General features: G+C 41.5%; 17 protein-coding genes and 1 pseudogene. 9 read left to right on the top strand and 9 right to left on the bottom strand.

Annotated features, from left to right (window positions below; translation table 11 throughout):
* Window positions 1-3: 3 nt before the first annotated feature.
* The 4 genes from ABIE26_RS23845 to ABIE26_RS23830 all read right to left on the bottom strand — a co-directional run bounded on the left by ABIE26_RS23845 (window position 4) and on the right by ABIE26_RS23830 (window position 5700).
* Window positions 4-1284 carry a nucleotide sugar dehydrogenase gene (locus ABIE26_RS23845; RefSeq protein WP_310146249.1) on the bottom strand — a complete coding sequence of 427 codons (1281 nt, stop codon included), beginning with the start codon at window positions 1282-1284 and terminating at the stop codon, window positions 4-6.
* Window positions 1277-2362, bottom strand: coding sequence for a Wzz/FepE/Etk N-terminal domain-containing protein (locus ABIE26_RS23840; protein ID WP_310146248.1), 1086 nt, complete (start codon window positions 2360-2362; stop codon window positions 1277-1279). Before ABIE26_RS23840 ends, ABIE26_RS23845 begins: the two co-directional genes overlap by 8 nt.
* A 14-nt stretch (window positions 2363-2376) precedes the next feature.
* Entirely contained in the window at window positions 2377-4851 is a 2475-nt protein-coding gene (locus tag ABIE26_RS23835) for an SLBB domain-containing protein (protein WP_310146247.1), read from the bottom strand.
* 156 nt (window positions 4852-5007) lie between these two features.
* A complete protein-coding gene (locus ABIE26_RS23830; protein ID WP_310146246.1) occupies window positions 5008-5700 on the bottom strand; it encodes a hypothetical protein in 693 nt (230 codons plus the stop codon).
* Window positions 5701-5901: 201 nt separating this feature from the next.
* Here ABIE26_RS23830 and ABIE26_RS23825 point away from each other — a divergent pair, with 201 nt between their 5' ends.
* A complete protein-coding gene (locus tag ABIE26_RS23825) occupies window positions 5902-6249 on the top strand; it encodes a helix-turn-helix domain-containing protein (protein ID WP_310146245.1) in 348 nt (115 codons plus the stop codon).
* Here the strand turns inward: ABIE26_RS23825 and ABIE26_RS23820 are convergent.
* From ABIE26_RS23820 to ABIE26_RS23800, 5 genes are all read right to left on the bottom strand, one after another.
* Window positions 6246-6458: a hypothetical protein gene (locus ABIE26_RS23820; protein ID WP_310146244.1), complete on the bottom strand. Its 213-nt coding sequence runs from the start codon at window positions 6456-6458 to the stop codon at window positions 6246-6248. The two genes, ABIE26_RS23825 and ABIE26_RS23820, sit on opposite strands and share 4 nt — an antisense overlap.
* 301 nt (window positions 6459-6759) lie before the next feature.
* A complete protein-coding gene (locus ABIE26_RS23815) occupies window positions 6760-6945 on the bottom strand; it encodes a hypothetical protein (RefSeq protein ID WP_310146243.1) in 186 nt (61 codons plus the stop codon).
* Window positions 6946-7040: 95 nt separating this feature from the next.
* Window positions 7041-7982: a hypothetical protein gene (locus tag ABIE26_RS23810; RefSeq protein WP_310146242.1), complete on the bottom strand. Its 942-nt coding sequence runs from the start codon at window positions 7980-7982 to the stop codon at window positions 7041-7043.
* Window positions 7983-8338: 356 nt separating this feature from the next.
* Entirely contained in the window at window positions 8339-8770 is a 432-nt protein-coding gene (locus tag ABIE26_RS23805; protein WP_310146241.1) for a hypothetical protein, read from the bottom strand.
* 16 nt (window positions 8771-8786) lie between these two features.
* Window positions 8787-9149 (bottom strand): DUF6266 family protein, encoded by a 363-nt coding sequence (locus ABIE26_RS23800; RefSeq protein ID WP_310146738.1) that lies wholly within the window; start codon window positions 9147-9149, stop codon window positions 8787-8789.
* A 533-nt stretch (window positions 9150-9682) separates the two neighbouring features.
* Here ABIE26_RS23800 and ABIE26_RS23795 point away from each other — a divergent pair.
* From ABIE26_RS23795 to ABIE26_RS23760, 8 genes and pseudogenes are all read left to right on the top strand, one after another.
* The gene (locus tag ABIE26_RS23795; protein WP_310146240.1) at window positions 9683-10261 is read left to right on the top strand and encodes an RNA polymerase sigma factor; all 579 of its coding nucleotides are present in this window, start codon (window positions 9683-9685) and stop codon (window positions 10259-10261) included.
* Window positions 10262-10446: 185 nt separating this feature from the next.
* Window positions 10447-11037, top strand: a complete 591-nt coding sequence (locus ABIE26_RS23790; RefSeq protein WP_310146239.1) for an RNA polymerase sigma factor — start codon at window positions 10447-10449, stop codon at window positions 11035-11037.
* A 108-nt stretch (window positions 11038-11145) separates the two neighbouring features.
* Window positions 11146-12285 (top strand): FecR family protein, encoded by a 1140-nt coding sequence (locus tag ABIE26_RS23785; RefSeq protein ID WP_310146238.1) that lies wholly within the window; start codon window positions 11146-11148, stop codon window positions 12283-12285.
* A gap of 73 nt (window positions 12286-12358) precedes the next feature.
* The gene (locus ABIE26_RS23780) at window positions 12359-15664 is read left to right on the top strand and encodes a SusC/RagA family TonB-linked outer membrane protein (RefSeq protein WP_310146237.1); all 3306 of its coding nucleotides are present in this window, start codon (window positions 12359-12361) and stop codon (window positions 15662-15664) included.
* 8 nt (window positions 15665-15672) lie between these two features.
* On the top strand, window positions 15673-17133 hold the full coding sequence (locus tag ABIE26_RS23775) for a RagB/SusD family nutrient uptake outer membrane protein (RefSeq protein ID WP_310146236.1): 1461 nt from the start codon (window positions 15673-15675) through the stop codon (window positions 17131-17133).
* A gap of 52 nt (window positions 17134-17185) precedes the next feature.
* Window positions 17186-17950 carry a hypothetical protein gene (locus tag ABIE26_RS23770; RefSeq protein WP_310146235.1) on the top strand — a complete coding sequence of 255 codons (765 nt, stop codon included), beginning with the start codon at window positions 17186-17188 and terminating at the stop codon, window positions 17948-17950.
* Window positions 17951-17969: 19 nt separating this feature from the next.
* Window positions 17970-20339, top strand: a complete 2370-nt coding sequence (locus tag ABIE26_RS23765; RefSeq protein ID WP_310146234.1) for a Gldg family protein — start codon at window positions 17970-17972, stop codon at window positions 20337-20339.
* Window positions 20340-20345: 6 nt separating this feature from the next.
* A pseudogene (locus ABIE26_RS23760) lies at window positions 20346-21037 on the top strand (hypothetical protein); the annotation flags it as partial.

Genomic DNA, 21037 nt, shown 5'->3' with positions numbered 1-21037 from the left:
AATTTATAATCTTGAATCTATTAATGATCTGTCTAGAAATGATTTGGTATCAAAAATAACAGTATTGTTTCCATTTTTAAGTCTTACAAAATCAATCTCCAAAAATTCTTTATGGCTTACTGCTAGTATAACCGAATCATATTTGTCCTCAATGTGATCAACCAAATGTATCCCATACTCTTCCTCAACCTCGGCTGGGTTTGCATGGGGATCAAACACATTGACCTCCAAACCAAACTGTTTTAGTTCTGAATAAATATCAATAACCCTTGAATTACGAATATCAGGACAATCTTCTTTAAAAGTAACACCAAGTATGAGTGCCTTTGCTCCCTGAATTTTATGCCCTTTGTGAATCATCAATTTAATGACCTTATTGGCAACAAACATTCCCATGTTATCATTTACCCTACGGCCTGAAAGAATGACCTGGGGATGATAGCCTAGCGATTCAGCTTTATGGGCTAAATAATACGGATCAACTCCAATGCAATGTCCTCCGACCAGCCCTGGCTTGTATTTTAAAAAGTTCCATTTAGTTCCTGCAGCTTCAATTACATCTGTGGTATCGATGCCAACACGATCAAAAATTAGTGCCAATTCGTTAACAAATGAAATGTTAATATCACGTTGGGCATTCTCAATAGCTTTTGAGGCTTCGGCAACTTTTAAACTAGGGGCTTTATGAGTTCCGGCTGTAATGATACTCTTGTAAAGCTGATCAACCGTTTCAGCTATTTCAGGCGTTGAACCAGAAGTTACTTTTTTAATTTTTGTAAGTGTATTTACTTTATCACCAGGGTTGATCCTTTCAGGAGAATAACCACAATAAAATTCCTGGTTAAATTTCAATCCTGAATGTTTTTCCAAAACCGGAACACAATCTTCTTCTGTACAACCGGGATATACTGTTGATTCATAAATCACTATATCTCCCTGTTTCAGCACCTTCCCAAGCATTTCAGACGCTTTTAAAAGTGGTGTTAAATCCGGCGCTTTGAACTGGTCAATCGGCGTTGGTACCGTTACAATATAAACATTGTATGCACTTAAGTCGGCTGTTACAGACGAAAATTTCAATCCAGTTGACTCAGAATCGTCAGCTATTAACTTATTTAATGCATCAACATCAGCTTCTTTAGTTCTATCTTCACCAGCGTTTAGTTCATTGATTCTGGCATGATTAATATCAAATCCCAAAACCTGATATTTTTTTGCAAATTCCAAAGCTAAAGGCAAACCGACATAGCCTAGTCCAATTACTGCGATTTTATACTTATTCACTCAATATAGTTTTAAAAAATCTTTTGATTAACAATATCACGACACTAATAAATCCACCTAAAATACCTCCAAGTAAAATGCCCTTTTTTTTACCCAATTGTTCTTTTCTTAAAGGATAAACGGGCTGATCTATAACCTGTATTAATGGCGCGTCCTTCATATAACTAATTTTTGCAAGCTCAAGATTTTTCACCATTTCGCCCAATATTGCTTTATTTGTTTCGGCATTAAACTGTGATCTCTGCATAGGCGCAGCCCGCTGAATTTGCCGAGTCGGGTTTAGATTAGGAGTTGCATCTGAAACCGCCGCTGCCGCATATATTGCACCATTCATTACACTCCTTACCGAATCAGTTTTATGCTGTAAAATGTCAACATTTTGAGCGGACTTTTTTGTGACTGTTTGAAAATAAAAATCGTTTACATTTTTTACAATAAGATCATTAAATGCCTTAGCAAATGATTCATCACCGCATCTGATGCTTACTTTTATTATACTGGACTGCTTATCAAGCTTTTGCACAACTAAGTAGTTTTTTGTAATATCCTCGGCAATATCGTTTAAGATACTGTCTCTTACCCTGGAATAACCTGCAGTCGGCTCATCAAATTTAATATTTTTTAAGGCTGGTTTTGTTTCCCATTGTTCACGTAGTGCTTTGAACTTAATATAATTCTCAATAAGCAACTGTTTCTTGCCATTAATATCAATCTCACTAAGCAGAGTTTTCTCAATCATGGTCCGGGATTTATATAGCTCAAGAATATTATCCCCCTGAAACAAACCGCCTCCACCATCAATATTAACCCCTGCCATCGACGCCAATCCTGCTAAAGAACCTAAACCTGCCCCTCCGCCTTTGTCGTCTTGCAATACAAAGCTTGTAGTCGCTGTATAGACTGGTTTCTTAAAGTATGCATAAGCAAACCCAAAAACAGCGCCTATTAAGCCAAAAATGAGAATAGTAAGCCATTTAGACATTAAAAACTTACACCATTCCTGTATTTTTAGAATCAGTTCCTTTAAAGTGATCTCGTCATTCTCTGTCAGTCGCTTATGAGATGGATTTTCCTTCATTATACTCTAAACTTCTATCTCAACAAACTAACAATAATTGCTGCCAAAGAGGCTAATCCGGTACCTATACCAATCCAACTTTGAGCGCTCAGTCTTTCTCTCTCTGCTTTCTTCGGCACCAATATCTCTGCGCCAGGCTTCACCTTTGGATAATTGTTAAAGAACAAAAACTTACTTCCCGCCTCAACGGAGCCATTTGCATATTTAATGTATGCACCTCTTTTTAATGCACTCGAAGTAAAACCACCTGCACCATTTACATATTGCTTAAAGCTTTTTCCCGGCAAATAAACAATGCTATTCGGGTTTAAAACCTCTCCAGTAACTTTAACCGTTTGCAACTGCCTTGGTACACGAATCACGTCCCCATCTTCAACGATTAAGTCATACCGGGATCCAGGCTTTTTCATAATTTTTTCCAAATCAATTCCTACTAAATCAGATTGAATTAATAACTGCTCCACGTCGGGTTTAACCGTATCTTTTACTCCTGCCTCCTGTGCACGCTTTAAATTTAAAAGTTTCTTCTTTTCATCATCCTGGTTGTTGATCGCATTCTTATCACCAGGGTTCACCTTTTCAGCACCAGGCCTCTTTAAAGAAGCACCTTCAGTGTAAGCAATCGGCGTCAACCCACCTGCCCTTTTAATGATATCAGAGATACGTTCGTTCTTTTGAGCAATGGTATATGAACCTGGATACAAGACTTCTCCTTCCAGTTTCACCTGTTTCTGAACCTGGTAACCTTCAGAACTTCTTACCGAGATTACATCAAATGGTTTCAACACAAATGTCTTATCCAATACCTTCAGGTTCTGATCTACCCCAACGGTAAACACCTGCGCCGTCCTCGCGGATGCAGATTTTGCGTCGCTATTCTTAATCCTACGAGAAATCTCTATCCTTCTCGGTGTAGCATTTTCTTTAAAGCCACCAGCCATCTGGATTACATCTTCTAATGTCATGTTATCTGCATAGTCAAAAGTACCACCAGCCCTTACTTCGCCCTGAATGGTAACCTTGTATTCATCTCTTAAATCAAACAAAGATGAAATTGTTACCTTGTCTTCGCGCTGTAAAGTGATATCTTCCTGAGTACCAGCTATAATTTTTGCCACATCAAAAGAAAGCAGGCTTTGTGTATTGTCGGCATTTAGGCGGTTAATGTAACCTCTGTTCAAGAACGCATCCTCGGTTAAACCATCTGCCTTGGTAATCAAGCCTTTTAAAGTTAGACCTGAACCCAATTCATACAAACCAGGACGGAAAACTGCACCAAGTATTTCAACACGATTTTGAAAACGATCTAAAATTGCCTCTACTACATATTTATCGCCATTTCTTGGCGCATATGTAGCAAATTCGTCAGCAGAAATGTCTATGATCTTACGCTCCTTATCTGTATTCTGGAAAGATTTGATCTTGGCCGTATAGGCTTGAGGCGTAAAGCCACCTGCAAAACCGATCACATCCTTTAAATTCTCACCATTAACCACCTCAAATAGGGCAGCATTTTTAATCTCACCCAGTATTTCTACCCTGGTGTCATAAACAGGCACATTAATTACGTCTTGATCCTGCAGGCGTAGATTGTTCTGCTGGATTCCTCTTAACAGGAAATCATATACATCAATCGTTGAAACAACTTTATTGCCCCGAATCAACTGAATTTTACGGAATGAACCGTTCTGCGATGGGCCTCCTGAAGCGTATAATGCATTATAAACAGTAGCCAAAGAAGACAAAGTATAAGTTCCAGGTTTGGTCACCTGACCAGTCAACACAACTTTAATGCTCCGTATGTTACCAAGGTTAATCGAAACATTGGTACGGCCAGAGCGTAAAGAAGGATAAGTTTTACCCATGGCTGAACGAATCTTTGAAGTAGCCTGATCAATCGTCAACCCACCTACTGCAATTCTACCTACGTATTGCAAATTAATCACCCCTTCCGGGCTAACCTGCAGATTATAACTAGCCTCATTGTCACCCGTCAAATCAATTAACAGTTTATCATCAGGGCCGATCACATATCCTTTGGGCGTAGCAATACGCAAATTAGGTTCAAAGGTAATGCTCCCATTACGAAAGAGCTCTGCACCAAATATTTTCGGGCCAATCTCATCGTCTTTTACTTTCTTCTCATTATTAACTGAGCCTCCATCGGTAGTCTCACTCATCTCCCGGCCAGTATTGGTAGTTTTATTGTCTACCTGAACTGCTGTGGCCGCCCCTTGCTTCTTTACTTTTTCTACCCTTAACTTCAGCTTCTGCACTTCCTCTGCTTTCATCCCCTGCGCAGCAGCCATCTGCTCCAATTGAGCTTCAGTATATCCTATGGATTCCGCACGTTTTATCATCTGCAAAATCTGGGCGTCAGACAATTCATCCACTTTTACATTGGCATAATTGCCTTGAGAAAAGGCTGTCTGCGTAACCAGAACGGCAAAGAGAAATAATATTGCAGTTATCGTTCTTTTAAAATTCATATTTGTGTGTAGAGAGGGTAATGGGTTATTTTAGATGATAAGCGTTAAAATTCTCACTGTTCAACTCAACTTTCATAGGGCAAAATGTTTAGTTTTTAGTTTCGGTTGCAAATATATCAATTATATTCATATGTGATAAAATTGTGACTAAAGTCCTCAACGGTTACTCCCCAGGTGTACCTGTATTCCAACTGTAACCGGGTTCAAAAGAAACTCTGCCTTATTATATTTATTAAACGTTCGGGTATTGTTGGCATCGGCCGCAACCGTTTCCTGCCTTTCATACGAATAAAACATTTCCAGGTTACTCTCCGCAAAAACAGAAATGAAAGGAACCGGATTAATCTTGATACCAATAAGCGGAGCTGCAGTAAAACCAGTTTTGGTAGTTTCCACCCCATTTGGCCCCAAAGCACTTGGCGAAGCCATTGCATCATTAGTAGAAACCAACGAACCATCAAACTTATTAAACCGAAAACCGATGTCGAACCCAACATAGGGTTGTATGCGCGCAAAATTCATGTTCTTTTCGAACCCGACTTTAAACGCATAGTCTTTCATTTCTCCGTTTGCTTCCTGGCAGCCTACACAATTGTTTACCAGTTTTACATCTTTCTTCAGGTAAGTGCCCCCCAAACGGAAATTGATCTGGTTGTCGTTAAACTTAATCATCCCCCCATGAAAGGTAGCATTGGTAAACCTATCGGAATTTTTCTGGTTTAAGATTTTCGGCATCTGCATCTGGCTGAAACCGTAAACGGCCAGACTGTAATTGTAATTGCCGTTCATTTGCGAAAATGCGGTCCCACTTAGTAGAATTAATAGGACAATTAGTAGATTTTTCTTCATTTATTTCCCCCCGGAATGTAAATTTTAAGATTAGTCAAATGTAAAATAATTATGCATAATTACAATCTGTATGTAAAATTCATAACCTTACATTTATTATGCCATAATATTAGCCATTTATTTCAAAAAGCAAGGTTTTTTAAAAATTTAGGCCTGAATATTGTTACTTAATTGATAATCGAATATCCTCAAACGAAACCAATGAGCTCAATAAGTAAAAACATAAAGACATTCAGACAAAAGAAGGGATGGAGCCAGAAACAAATGGCGGAACAGTTAAAAATTTCTATCCCTGCGTTTTCTAAAATTGAGAATGGTATTACCGATGTAAACATCAACAGGCTGATGCAAATTGCAGTAATACTAGACACTACATTGATGGACCTGATGGCAAAAGAGGGCGAAAGCCCACAAGTGCTGCACATTCAGCGCGTAAAACAACTTAAAATTAAGCTGGCCAAAAAAGAAGAAGAGCTCATCGAACTTCAAAAGAAGGTGATTGAGCTTTATGATGAGCTAAGGGAAAAGAAGGAAAAAGCCAACGGTTAAGCGCATACATCTAATTGTATGCTAATGTCATCTACAGTAAGCTCGGGTAGACCCTTTATTTCAGCTACCGAATTGTATGCATCTACATTATTGATCCTTAATTCGGTCATATTATCCGCTGATGTTGAGGCCGGAATACTATCATCCTCGGCATAAGTAGAAAAACCGGTTCCTGTTTTTTCAACTATAAATACGATCTTTTTCTTCATCTCTGTAATTTTAACTTTTCAACTCCTGAACTGACCAACAAGGACCGTCCAATTGCATTTGTTTTTTCTGCCCATTCCTTTACGCTTACTTTAAAAGTATTAATCCAACCTGACTTTTAATTACGTCGAATTCGACGCAATTAAAATTAGGATTGTAAATTTTTTCCCAAATAGAAAGAAATTCAGTGGTGTCCGGTTCCTAAGCCAATGTTCAATGAAGAAGTTTCCACCTTTAGCTTTAATCATGTCTGTAAGAGAGATGTAGTTAGATTGTGTGTCAACCACCTGTTACTGTATGGGCTTATTCAGCCCTTACGGCCATAGGTGGTAAATTTTCAGGGATTAATCGTCCTTCACGTATGAGTGCACCGATCTTGAAATTTTCATAACCAGCTTCAAGTACCATTCGTTTTTCAGTGCCTGCTTTGCCGTAATGTTTGTCTTTAAACTGCTCCAGGCTTATTATATTTGGTTTACCTGTTTTCATACTCTTCTTCATTAGCACTCCTAGGCACCCTGGTGAAAAAAGCAAATTGTCTCTTTTTCAACATCATGAAGGGATTGGATTTTGGTTTCATTGCGCTATAGCGCCTGGATTTCTTCTATTGAAAGTTTGGTAAGTTTCGAAATCGTTTCGATCGGGAATTTGTCTTTTTTCATTTCAGCAGCAATTTCCAGAGCCTCGACATGACGGCCTTCTTCTCTGCCCTCTTTTTTGAATTTGTCTAATAGATATTCTTCTGTTCCCATAGGAGTAGTCCTTCCCAGTAGTAGTTCAACTTCTTTAGTAAATGTAGTCATCATTTTTGGGTTATTAAAATTTACATAGTATTTGATGAAGTTCATAATGCCTTTATGCTTAGCCGCATCAACCTTCCTTCTTGTTAGTTCAAGATGCAGATTGTGCTTTATGGCTTTTAAATCAAGGTCATTTGCGTTTTTATTTTTAATGGCCGATAGTGCCACTAAAATAACTACAGCAAACGGGTTTGGATTGGCTTTTAACTCTGCTTCATTTTGGTCAAGTAGTTTATAGGTGTTGTATTGATAGGTAAGTTTGGTACCCAGATATTCTTCAGTATATGGCCCGGGTTTGAACTGCTTATTATTGCTAGTTAAAATAGCCAGCGCGGTAATAGATACGTTGTATTTGTCCTTCATCAAATACCAATAGCGGAGCATCCGGAAACTAAAATCTTCCTTGCCCTTTTGGTTTTGCACCTCTATGTGCACAGAAATCCATTTTGCTCCGCCATCTTTCAGATAAACCTTAATTAATTTATCTACGTAACGCACACGCCCGCTGGTGTCTTCTTCATGAGGAAAGAAGGGATCAAATTCTTTGTCTAGGTACTCGCACTTTCTGTTCAGATCAAATAGTTTGTCAGCATCCGGGAAGAAAAAGCGTAGGAAATCTACCGAGAGATCCTCAAATATCGCCTTCCACATCAGGTCATCCCGGCGGCGCGGCTTCCTTTTTGCTTTCCGTTTCGGTAATTCTGCAATGCTGAGTTCCTGGTGCATACGTTTGGTTTGAATACTACAAATGTATACCGTTTAGATTAAATATTAAACATATAATTAAATAAAAGCTTTAAATATTTATTCAAAAGAAAATATTGGAATTTTCTACAGATTTTTGGAATATTCAAAATGGCGAAAGTACACGCCCTACAGAATTATATTTTGGCACTCTCTCTTCAAGAACCACCTGTTACCATAAGGGCTGAAAAAGCCTATACAGCAACGGGTCGTAAAATTTTTAGAGAAACCCGATATCTATAGCGCATCATCATCGGCAAATAGTAGTTTTTACCGGCCTTGTTATCAGTGCACCTTAATAAGATAAGCACAAGGAAAAAGGATGTAATTTAAATTTGCTACTCATGCAAATCGTCATTAATGTACACTCTGTTGTTTGTAAGGTCAATAAAGGTCTTATCACCCATTATACCATAAAAAATAAGCTGGCTTGAATTCATTTCAATATAGCCAAACTCCTTTAGTGGAACAACTTTGATTGGCATGTATTTTATATTCTTTGTGGTGATAAAATCAGCTAGATAATCCGGCTGTTCTTTTTTTAGCAATCCTAATTTGTCACTATACTTATTCAAGGCGGCTTTAACAGCGACATTTTTTTTATCCCATCTAATCACTGTGCCATCGTACAGTTTGTATCCGTCCTGATGGCCCCAGGTGTTATCTTTAAAAAGAATACTAACACTTCTAATGTTGTCTTTTAACAAAAGTTTATGGCTAACACAACCAGATAAAAAAACTAAAGAAATTACGAATGATAAATTTTTCACGTTATTAAGTTAATGATTATTCGCAATAAACACTATCACTTATCCCCTTCCCATCGCTGCTTTTAAAAGCAATATAACAATGCAGTTCCTTGCCAACATATTCCGGCGGCAGTTCCATTGTATCTGTGCCCGTACTTCTGCGCGCACCAGAAAAGAAATAACTGGCTTTGCCCAGCTCCGGGCAGTAAACCAGTAACATCGTCCGGTCGTTTTTAATGCCCCAATCCATATTGGGGTCAACCAACCAGGTAAAGGTTAACAGTGTGCCTGTTAAATGAACGGCAGGTGCAATGGCCGGTTGTAACCCACCCATACTTACCAGTGCCTTACTATAATCCAAACTCATATTCGGATACTCACCCCAAAAAGCATGTTTAATATGTTGATGTTATAATTCTTGTCCTAAGGTACCGGAACGTGGCCATTGCCGTCATCTCGAACCAAAGGGAGAAATCTTTGTTGCGTAATTCAAGAGACCTCTCGTCGCAGCGCTTCCCGCTAAATAACGGCGGCGCAGCGTAACCAGTTTAACAATAAATCTGCCAAACCCACTTTACCTGCGTTCGATGTGCATTAACCCTGCGCTTTGGCTTTTGGCCGGGTATGGCAGGAATTGAGCAACCGCTGAAAAGGCAAAAGGCTAAAGCAAGGCCCTGTCAACCCTTCCCCAACGCCGGCGTAATGCCCCCGAAAAACAAAACGCACCCTTAACGCAACTCGAATGGTGCCACAACCTACCTGTTATCGATAACTAGCCTCAAATACAATTTCAAGCTCATTTTTCACCTAAACACCTGAGTCTTACCCTTACACTATTAAAATTTTTCTGAAAATATTTTACCAACCAATACTATTTTATTTCTACACTTGCCACGAAAATTTCTTAACTTTATTTAAAGGGGTACGCATATTATGGTTGCTTACAGCACATTATCGGATCAGGAACTGACCAGCTTGTTAAGGCAGGGGGATAGAATGGCTTATACCGAAATTTACCACCGTTATAAGTTTATACTGCACAACCATGCCTGGAACAAAACCCGCAACCGCGAGGAAGCGCAGGATGTAATTCAGGAGATTTTTGCCATGTTATGGGCAAAGCGGGAAGGATTAGATGTAGGCACAAACCTTGCAGGCTATTTGTACCGTAGTTTACGGAATTACATTCTTAACCAAATTGTCCGTAAGGATGTTCAGAATAAATACATTGCTTCAATTAAGGATTTTGTAGATCGCGATCCCGTAATTGCCGATCACCTGGTTAGAGAACACCAGTTGAGCAGCCTGATTGAAAAAGAAATCCAGGCCTTGCCGCCAAGAATGCGCGAAGTATTTGAATTGAGCCGTAAAGAAAACCTTAGCCACAAACAAATTGCAGAAAGGCTGGGCACTACAGAACAAACGGTTAAAAAACAAATGACCAACACGTTAAAAATTTTAAAAACAAAATTGGGGCTGATGGTATATCTAATGTACATTTTCAGGTTTTAGCAATCATGTATATTAATTTCCATCTAAAAAATTTAACAGATAACTTCTCCAGGATCTTTGTAAATAATTAAAAGTTGAATATTTGAGGCCTGATATTTTATAGTTGAGTTTTCAAAATATTTCCTATCATTGTCTGATTAACATTAAGGGCTTAACGTTTAAGGGGATATAAAAAAAGACACTTCATGATTTTATACGCTGAACTTTCCGACACTGACCTTGTTGTTTTGTTAAAGCAGGCAGATCATGCGGCATTTACCGAAATCTATAAGCGTTACGCCCTGCTTTTTTTTCACAAAGTGAATAAAATGCTAAAAGATGAAGACAGTTCTAAAGACATTATTCAGGAACTTTTCATCCGCTTGTGGAATAATCCGGAGAAGCTTCAGGAGAACGGAAACCTTTCAGGTTATCTGTATGTGTCGGTAAGAAACCTGGTCCTGCAGTTAATCCGGAAAGGAAAAGTGATGAATGACTATCTCAATTCTATCGCCGGTTTTGTCGAAGAAGTAAACATGGATACCTTAAATGAGCTCGACGAGCGTGAGCTTACAAGGATCTTACAGGAGGAAATAGAAAAGTTACCGGCTAAAATGAAGCAGGTTTTTGAGATGAGCCGTAACCAATACCTTTCCCATGCCGAGATTGCAGCGCAACTGGGCATCTCCGACCAAACCGTAAAAAAGCAAGTCAACAATGCCCTTAAAATTCTTCGTTCGAAGGTAAGCGCCTATGCCCCTGCAGGCTGGATGATTATAGAACTGCTTAAAAAATGAAATTTAATAACTGAAAAACAAGCAGTTACACATTTCTCATCTTCTCATCTACGCCCTTATACCCCTTTCAAACATATTAGTTATATACCGCGGTAAAAGGTAACTATTATGAATAAAATACAGGTACAGGAATTACTGGAAAAATTTGGTGAAGGCAGGGCCACTGAACAGGAGCTAAGGCTACTGGAACACTGGTTCAGCAAACAAACCAAGTTGAACCACGATGATCGTATGCTGGAAAACAGCGCTGAAGTATCGCAGCAGATGTGGATGGAAGTTTACCATGCAACTGCTCCCGTAAGCAAACCAAATAGGGTAAAACTCTGGCCTCGAATTGCAGTGGCGGCATCGGTTGTTTTTGTACTTGGCATCAGCGGATATTTATTCTTTAAAAACCAGGAAACTAAGGTTACACCTTTAACTACATTTGCCACTGATGTAGCTCCGGGTACCTCCGGTGCCACGCTGACATTGGCCAATGGTAAAAAAATTAAACTTCAAAATGCTGCCAAAGGACAGTTGGCCAATGAAGCAGGGGTACTGATCAATAAAACTGCCGAAGGTAAGCTCGTTTACGAGCTGAAAAGCTCCGGCGCAGAGGCAGAAGATATCAATACATTAACAACAGCCAAAGGCGAAACCTTTGAAGTGCGTTTACCTGATGGTTCACTGGTTTGGTTAAATGCAGAATCCAGTATCAGTTACGCTGCTACACTGAATAATAAAGGACTACGACAGGTAAAACTTGATGGCGAAGCCTATTTTGAAGTAGCTCACAATGCGGAAAGACCATTCAGGGTATCGTCCAAAGGACAGCTGATAGAAGTTCTGGGAACAAAATTTAACATTAATGCCTATGCTGATGAACCGGCAACCACCACCACCTTGCTACAGGGCGCGGTTAAAGTTTCTAAACAAGGGGCGCCAGGAAAAGACGGCATCAGGTTACAACCGGGCCAGCAGTCTACATTGACAAAAAATGGTCTTAACCTAAGCAATGTAAACCCCGAGAACGCCATAGCCTGGAAGAAGGGATATTTTGATTTTAAAGCAGAAAACATGGAAAGTGTGATGCGTAAACTTTCAAGGTGGTACAATATTGAAGTGGAATACCAGGGCGATTTAAGTAATGTCCTTATTGAAGGGGAAATCCCACGTAACACCAGCTTGTCTCAAGTTTTACAAGTCCTGAAAGCAGCAAACATTAATTTTACCATAACAGGCAGAAAACTAATTGTAAGCCCTTAATGAACCAACCCCTAACCAGGGTATTATGATATAACCAATAAACTAAACTTAAACTTCATTAACCAAACCGTCTATGAGAATTTTCAGATTACTCATGGTGTGTCTTTTACTACACGTAAAACTATACGCACAACAAACCAAAAGCATCACAATTTCTGTAAAGGATGTGTCTATTGAAACTGTGCTCTCTCAGGTTAAAAAACAAACCGGTGTCTCCTTTTTCTATAAAAAGGAAGTGTTAAAAGCAGTCGGAAAAATAACCATAGATGCTAAAAATGTAACGCTAAAAACCGTTTTGGACCACTGTTTTCAAGACACTCCGCTGGGTTATACCATAGTGGGGAATATTGTGACCATAGGGATAAAAAACGAACGGAAAAGTGAAAAAGAGAGGAAAGATAATTTCTCTCAGCATACGGTCCAGGGGATTGTCTTTGGTCCCAGAGGGGAAAGGCTGAGCGGGGCCAATGTCATCATCAAACGCAGCCATCTGGGCACCAGTACAAATACCAAAGGAGAATTTACATTGAAAAATGTATACAGCAATGACACCCTGAGCATCAGCTATATCGGTTATACACGTTTGGAAGTGCCTGTAGCCATGCAAACCGAATTCAATATTTCCATGAAAGTGGCCGAAAATGCGTTGGATGCGGTGATGGTGCAGGCCTATGGAACTACTACCAAACGGATGTCGGTAGGCGAAATTACCCAGATCAGTGGGGCAGAACTTGCCAAGCAACCGGTAACCAATGTTTTGCTGGCGTTACAGGGAAAGGTGCCGGGCATGCTGGTTACACCTACCAGTGGTGTTAGCGGAGCCCCGGTAAGGATAGAGATCAGGGGAAGGAATTCCATTGCAAATGTCCCTTCCGAGCCACTGTATGTGATAGATGGAATCCCCATAGTTATACCGGAATTTAAGGGCTCTGGTTCTCGTAATACTTATGAAAGTGGTTCTGCAGGAGTTATCCAGACCGGGCTTCCCTACTCCGCAGGACAGAGCCCATTGTTTGGACTTAATATGCAGGATATCGAAAGTGTTAGTATCCTTTCAGACGCTGCGGCTACAGCCAGGTATGGGGCAAGAGCGGGAAATGGTGTAATATTGATCACGACCAAGAAAGGAAAGGCCGGAGCCGCACAGTTTAACATCAATGTAGACCGTTCAGTAAACAAGGTTATTGGGCATTGGGACATGTTGAACACGAGCCAGTACCTGCAAATGAGGCGAGAAGCACTTCAGAATGATGGGGTAAGTCTGGCAACAGCGCCCGACCTGGTTTTGTGGGACACGACCAGGAATGTGGACTGGCAAAAGGAACTCTGGAAAGCCAACAGCAGCACTAAAGTATCCACATCTTTATCTGGCGGAAGTAACCTGACAACATTTAGCTTAAGTGCTAATTATGAGGCAATTCAAGATGTTTCTGCCTTAAGTGATCAGAATAAAAATCAAACAGCATCGGTGGGGCTAAGTTTAAGCCACAGCAGCTTGAACCAAAAATTAACCATCTCAGTAAACGGGCGGTACACCTATACCAATACCAATGAGGTATCAATTGGTGGCACACCCAACATGGCACCTAACCTGCCACCAATATTTGATGAAAAGGGGAATTTAAACTATGGGGCTTTCCGGTATCCCGGTGCACAGGGGAGCTTTCCATTTGCCGGACTTTTTCAACCGGGTAATGCCAATACTTATAGCCTTTCGGGTGGGATGAACATAGGTTATAAACCTATAAAAGGTTTAGACATCGGCCTGGCATTAGGGTATGGTTATCTCTCCGCAAAAAACAAGTATTTTTTTACCATTGCTTCCTATGATCCCATCGACTCCCCCCTTGGAACCGCTTATTTCGGAAATAACGGAAATATTAGTTATAACGTTAATCCTATGCTAACCTATTCCAGGTATATTGGTAAGGGAAATTTTAGAATTTCATTAGCAGGAACGCTCAATAACGCCACTGCAGATGGGACCACATTGATTGGATCCGGATATAAAGGGGATGAATTACTGAAATCAATTAATCACGCCCCTAATAAAATGATCACTGAATATTATGCACAAAATAAATATATAGATGTAAACGGGAGTGTCAATTATAACTGGGAAAGCAAATATGTTATAGAATTTAATGGAAACAGGAGCGGCTCTTCCAGTTTTGGCCCGGGCAGACGCTTTGGCAATTTCTGGTCGGCCGGGGCCAATTGGTTTCCCCTGGAAGAAAAATGGCTGAAAGGCGTAGCGCCAAAATGGCTCAGTTTAATCAAGTTTAGCGGCAATTACGGTATTATAGGAAAGTCAGGTGGCGATTATCAATATTTGTCTCAGTGGTCTTCTGGCCCGCCTCACATGCCCTATTACAGCTACAACGGCAATTTACCGTTAATCCCATTAAATCCTGTAAACCAAGACTATCGCTGGCAAACTGTTACCAAAAGATCTGCGTCCTTAACCTTGGGTTTTCTGGAAGACCGATTTAATCTGGAGCTTACAGCTTACAAAGACAATTGCGACAACCAGTTAACGGCGCTGCCTACACCAATGTTTACAGGTTTTCTTACCGTACAAGGAAATTCAGCAGCAAATGTGCAAAACACAGGCATAACTGCTAATTTAAATACGAACATCATCAATACGAAAAATTTTTCCTGGTCAGCCTCGTTTAATATCAGCCGCAACAGGAATAAACTCCTGTCCTATCCGGGAATAGAATACACTGGCGATTATACCAATCTTGAAATAGGTAAATCACTGAATACAAGCTATCTATTGCATTACCTGGGCGTCGATCCACAAACCGGGGTACGAGTATATGAGGATTATAATAATGATGGAAAGATCGGCTTTGGACCAAGAAGTTCTCCGGGTAGTGGTATGGACGACAGGTATCTTGAGTTTGATAGAAGCCCTAAATTCAATGGAGGCGCAAACACAAGTTTAAGGTATAAAAATTTATCCCTTGACTTGATGTTTTCCTTTCAAAAAATGATTGCGACCAGGGCTTATACAGGAACTCCTGGTGCGTTTATGCAGAATGTACCGGTATCAGCTCTGGATAACTATTGGAAAAAACCAGGCGATATTGCCGTTTACCCACGTTTGACAGAAAATATTGTTGACTCTAATTTTATTCTTTCTGACGGTTCCATTACTGATGCTTCTTTTTTACGGTTGAATACGATTGCTATCGCTTATTCTTTGTCTGAGGGGTTTGCCAGGAAGCTGGGCATAAAAGGACTGAGTTTTGGGCTTAACATACAGAATATCTTTACGCTTACAAAATATGAGGGCATAGATCCCCAATTGCCTTTTGGCAGCTTTCCGCAACCGCGGACTTTTAATGGACGTTTGGCAATTACTTTATAAAAATGTTTATGGATTCACTTAACTTAAAAGCAGCATATATTTTTGGTGCCCTGGCCTGCATCCTTGGTATGGGATGTAAAAAACTGATCGAAATAGACCCGCCCATAGATACGGTTACTACTGTGGAGGTATTTGCGAATGACGGCCTTGCGATTTCAGCGATGACCGGCGTTTATTCATTAATGATAAATGGGGCCGGATCTGCTCCAGGCGCAAAATTCGGATTTAGCATGGGGCTGACAACCATCCTTGGGGGTATGTCTTCAGATGAGCTGTACCATGTTAATGGTCCGGTAGCCGGAACCGAATATTTATACAACACCAATCGCATTACTGAATTAACTTCGGGTACTTCAGACGTTATATGGAACTCGGCCTACAAGGTCATTTATGGTACAAACGCAGTTATTGAAGGCATCGCGGCATCAACTTCCGAGGCACTGCATAATGATGTGAAAACCGAGCTTACCGGACAAGCCAGGTTTGTACGGGCATTCTGTTATTTCTACCTTACTAATTTTTTCGGGGATGTACCTATGGTGCTTACTGTTGATTTTAACAAGACCCGGAACCTGGCCCGCATGAGCCAAAAAGAGGTTTACCAGCAAATCATCAGCGACCTGAAAGAAGCGCAGGCTGTGCTGCCCGAAGACTATTCGGCTGGGTATGGCGAAAGGATCATCCCCAATAAATGGGCCGCCACTTTATTGCTGGCCCGTGTGTACCTGTATACCGGAGATTATGCTAACGCTGCTGCGCAGGCTGCAGCAGTGATTAACCACACTTCATTATATGAGCTGGAGCCGGATTTGAATGGGGTGTTTTTAACCGGCAGCAGGGAAGCGGTATGGCAGTTAAAACAAACAAATGAGCATAGTTCGTTAAAAAATGCAACAACAGAGGGGCATGTTTTCCTTCCGAACGGCGGTTCCCCGGAATACGGGTTAACCAATCAACTGCTATCTGGTTTTGAAACAAATGACCAGCGTAAACTGGCATGGACAGGTAATGTTGTATTCTCAGGTAGAAACTATAACTATCCCGCTAAATACAAGACCGGCCGTTCCAATGGTGTTGTGAGGCAGCCGTCTCCCGAATATTATACCACGTTGCGTTTGGCGGAGGCCTACCTGATACGTGCAGAAGCCATTGCCAATGGAGCCCCGGGAGGAACTACACTCGCGATTGCTGATTTAAACACCCTTCGCGACAGGGCCGGCCTTGATGACTTAAGCAATGACTTAAGCCAACAGGAATTAATTACAGCCGTAGCCAAAGAAAACCAGATAGAATTTTTTGCTGAGTGGGGGCACCGCTGGTTTGATTTAAAGCGGACAGGAAAAGCCAGCGCTGTGCTTTCGGCAATCCCCCTGAAGCAACCCTGGGCAGGTGACTACCAGCTGCTGTACCCTATACCCGCCAGTGAAATAATCAGAGATCATTTTTTAATACAGAATCCGATGTACTGAGGGGGTATATAAAATGAAGACAGAAAAATTAAGACAAATAATATCCACAACAATGAAACGAATATATTTTAATCTTTTTTCAACGGTATTGCTTTTGTTGGTGATGAGCTCATGCAAAAAGGACACCGTAAAGCCTGGGCAAGGTACGTCGAGACTTAATATTGTTAATTTGATAACTGTCGACAGCGACTTGCTGGTCAATTTTAACGGTACAGGTCTAAGCAGCAAAACGAAATTTTATAAACAACTGTATTCTCTTTACTATAGAAACAATCAATTTACAGCAAGTTATATTGGTCAGCAAAAACTGGGCCTATACCGGCCTGCAGATACCGTACAGGGAGGAAAGCCTTTGTTCAATTTAATCCTGAACCTGCGGGTGAATACCATGAATACCCTGTTTTTAACGGGCACGGAACAGGCTCCTGATACTTTGTTTACCACAAATCAGCTGCCTTATCATGTTCCGGCAGATTCGACCATGGGCATCCGTTTTGTGAATGTGTCGTTAGGGGGCAACCCGGTGAGTGTAAACCTGGCCGGACAGGCCAATGGCTCAGCGGCAGCTAACCTGCCCTATAAAAGTGCTACCGGGTATAAGAATTACGCTACCCGTTCTGCAATAGCCAGTTATACTTTCGAATTTCGGGACGGGGTTACCGGTGAATTGCTGGCCACGCATAAACTTGATGGAATCAATGCTATTGGTACTCCAGACACTGGTGGTCCCAACAGGTGGTTAAATAATAACATCACGCTTGCCTTGTATGGCGCTCCCGGAAACAAGCAGCTCCTGATGTTAATGGAAAGCCGTTGATGATAAAACAACAAAACAGATGAAGATCATATTCAAAATTGCCAAAAACGAGATCCGTAACCTTTGTTACTCGCCCGTAGCCTGGTTTCTGGCGATTATATTTTTAGTACAATGTGCTATTTTTTATGCGGCGCCTTTAATCCACCATGCAAATATTCAGGATACCATGCTGAAAAACAATCCTGAGTTTACTGGGTTTGCTAAACCCATCACGGTGTCCATTTTTTTAAATGAGGACGGCATTTTTGCAAATGCACTACAGAACTTATTTCTGTTTATCCCCCTGCTTACCATGGGCATATTGAGCAGGGAAATTAACAATGGTACCCTTAAGTTATTGTACTCCTCACCCATCAGGATAAGGGAGATCGTTTTAGGGAAATACCTGGCCTTAATGGCCTATAATCTAGCCCTGGTTGGGATAATAGGTATATTTATGGTGTCGGCAGCCTTTCAGATCCAGTTTGTTGATTATGGGATGCTGCTGTCGGCAACGCTGGGCTTTTACCTGCTGGTTTGCGCCTTCGCAGCCATAGGTCTGTTTATGTCCAGCCTCAGCACCTATCAGATCATTTCCGGGATTGGCACTTTCCTGGTTCTTTTTGCATTGGGCTATGTAGGGGACCTATGGCAGAAATACGACTTTTTGCGTGACCTTACCTACTTTTTATCTATTTCAGGGAGAACAGATAAGATGTTGCTCGGCTTGATCACCAGCAAGGATGTGATCTATTTCCTGGTAGTGATTTATATGTTCCTGGGTTTTACACTTTTTAAACTGAGAGGCGAAAGAGAGACAAAGCCCTGGTCGGTGAAAGCCTTAAGGTATCTTGCTGTAGTGGTTTCAGGGGTGCTAATCGGGTACATCAGTTCGCGCCCCGCCCTTACCGGTTACTGGGACATTACCGCCGGTAAAACCAATACACTTCATCCACGTACCCAGAAAATACTGAAAGCGCTGGATGAAAATGCCCCGCTGGAGGTAACGATGTATACCAATTTATTGGGTAAAGGTATGGAATATGGAATTCCTGAAGCACGAAACCCATACCTTGCTGCTCTTTGGGAACCCTTTTTACGCTTTAAGCCTGATATTCAGTTTAAATACGTTTATTATTATGACTATGACGGGAAGTCTGATAATAACATGTATTTCAAATTTTATCCCGGTAAAACAGTAAAACAGATCGCTGGTATAAGGGCACAAATAACAGATCAGGATCCGACGTTGTTTATGCCCCCGGAGGAGGTCAGTAAAATGATTGATCCGAAGGCGGAAAACGGCCGCCTGTTTTTACAGATGAAGTATAAAGGGCGGAAGATTAACCTGCGGACTTTTAATGACAATGTTTTCTGGCCGGATGAGCGCCAGATCGATGATGCCTTAAAACGGTTGATTGCAGAAAAGGCACCAAAAATATATTTCCTGTCGGGCAACCTGGAGCGCAGCATCTATAAAACCGGGGAACGGGAATATTCCGCGATCTCCACAGAGAAACTCAACCGTGGTTCGTTAATTAACCATGCTTTTGATGTGGATACGCTCTCTACGTTCTCTGCACTTTCACTGGAAAGGCACAATATCCCTGAGGACATTGCTGCCCTGGTAATTGCGGATCCGAAGATTATTCTTGGGGAGGTTACCCTGGCTAAAATCCGTCAATACATTGATAAGGGCGGTAATTTGATGATCTGTGGCGAGCCAGGTAAACAATATGTCCTGAACCCCCTGCTTAAACAGCTGGGTGTACAATTGATGAAAGGCACGCTGGTAGAGCTGAGTAAAAACGAGACACCGGACAAAGTGATACCCTACATTACCGAAGCAGCCGCAGGCCTTGCAGAAGAAGGGGCACTTTTAGCCTGGAAAGATGCCATTAGAAAGAAAGACACTGAAGACGACTCGCTGAAGATAGTTATGCCTGGCGTAACAGGGCTTTCCTATGCAGAACAAGGGGGCTTTACCATCAGCCCGATATTAAAAACGACTGCTCAAAAAACATGGCTTAAGGCGGGCACCCTGGTGTTGGATTCAGTACCCCCGGTATTTAGTCCAAATGAAGGTGACAGCAAAGAGGCCTCTTTTGCAACCGGCGTTCAGCTAACCCGGCAGGTCAATAATAGGCAGCAACGCATTATCGTATGCGGAGATGCAGATTTTACCAGTAATATGAGACTGGTCTACAATGTATTTGGGAATGCTTTCTATAGCTGGTTTGTTAATGGCGCCTATCCGCAGTATCTGCCCCAGCCGGTGAAGCCTAAAGATATCTTACTCCGCATCACTGAGCCGCAGGCCTATGCCTTTAAAATAGCTACCCTATGGGTATTGCCGGGGCTGTTGCTGGTGGGTGGAACTTTATTATTAATCAGACGCAAACGAAAATAAGAAAAGATGTTTTTACAAACAGACGAACAAACGATAGAGGACCTTGGCATATTTGGCAAGCAGAATTCGGGGGGCATATTTGACCTCTACAATGCTGCCCATACCCGTGGAGGCGAGGAAGTGCTGAAAACGCTGTTCCGCCATCCCCTTTCAGACCAGGTAGCGATAAACCAGCGGAGCAGTATTATTTCACATTTTGCAGACATGAAGGCGGTGTTCCCCTTCGACTCCAGCTCTTTTGATGCTGCCGAGCGGTATTTGCTGAACAACAGCGGGCGCAGCAAAGATACTTCCAGCCACAGCACTGTACTCAATGAGAAAGAGATGCACAATGGGGTAACGGCCATTATCGGCATTTTATGGCGTACCAGGGAGTTTATTAACAGCCCGGCAGTAAATGCCATAGCAGCTTACAGGGATGAACGGGAAGCCATTGCCATGCTGCTGGCCGATGCTGCCTTTGAACCCGCCTTAAAGGAAAAGCCCCAGGCCAAACTGCCCTACCCTGCAATTACGGCTTATGATGTGCTGTTCCGAGTACGCGAACACGAGAAAATAAAAAAGCTGTTTGCTCATATTTATACCCTGGATGTGTATTTGTCGGTAGCAGAGGTGGCGGTAAAACGAAACTTTGTTTTTCCCACAGCCCTGGAAAAAGGATTAAATATCTTGAACCTGAGTGGGGTTTACCATCCAGA

The organism is Pedobacter africanus (genome assembly GCF_040548825.1).
In the GTDB taxonomy this organism is placed as follows: Bacteria; Bacteroidota; Bacteroidia; order Sphingobacteriales; family Sphingobacteriaceae; genus Pedobacter; species Pedobacter africanus_A.
The sequence above is the reverse complement of the archived record's forward strand: the minus strand, read 5'-3'. Positions and strand labels throughout refer to the sequence as shown.

Coding starts and splice junctions, on each gene's coding strand:
- ABIE26_RS23775 (WP_310146236.1), top strand. CDS start 15,673: ATGGATTCACTTAACTTAAAAGCAGCATATATTTTTGGTGCCCTGGCC.
- ABIE26_RS23795 (WP_310146240.1), top strand. CDS start 9,683: ATGGTTGCTTACAGCACATTATCGGATCAGGAACTGACCAGCTTGTTA.
- ABIE26_RS23820 (WP_310146244.1), bottom strand. CDS start 6,458: ATGAAGAAAAAGATCGTATTTATAGTTGAAAAAACAGGAACCGGTTTT.
- ABIE26_RS23765 (WP_310146234.1), top strand. CDS start 17,970: ATGAAGATCATATTCAAAATTGCCAAAAACGAGATCCGTAACCTTTGT.
- ABIE26_RS23815 (WP_310146243.1), bottom strand. CDS start 6,945: ATGAAAACAGGTAAACCAAATATAATAAGCCTGGAGCAGTTTAAAGAC.
- ABIE26_RS23830 (WP_310146246.1), bottom strand. CDS start 5,700: ATGAAGAAAAATCTACTAATTGTCCTATTAATTCTACTAAGTGGGACC.
- ABIE26_RS23770 (WP_310146235.1), top strand. CDS start 17,186: ATGAAACGAATATATTTTAATCTTTTTTCAACGGTATTGCTTTTGTTG.
- ABIE26_RS23780 (WP_310146237.1), top strand. CDS start 12,359: ATGAGAATTTTCAGATTACTCATGGTGTGTCTTTTACTACACGTAAAA.
- ABIE26_RS23825 (WP_310146245.1), top strand. CDS start 5,902: ATGAGCTCAATAAGTAAAAACATAAAGACATTCAGACAAAAGAAGGGA.
- ABIE26_RS23785 (WP_310146238.1), top strand. CDS start 11,146: ATGAATAAAATACAGGTACAGGAATTACTGGAAAAATTTGGTGAAGGC.
- ABIE26_RS23835 (WP_310146247.1), bottom strand. CDS start 4,851: ATGAATTTTAAAAGAACGATAACTGCAATATTATTTCTCTTTGCCGTT.
- ABIE26_RS23810 (WP_310146242.1), bottom strand. CDS start 7,982: ATGCACCAGGAACTCAGCATTGCAGAATTACCGAAACGGAAAGCAAAA.
- ABIE26_RS23840 (WP_310146248.1), bottom strand. CDS start 2,362: ATGAAGGAAAATCCATCTCATAAGCGACTGACAGAGAATGACGAGATC.
- ABIE26_RS23790 (WP_310146239.1), top strand. CDS start 10,447: ATGATTTTATACGCTGAACTTTCCGACACTGACCTTGTTGTTTTGTTA.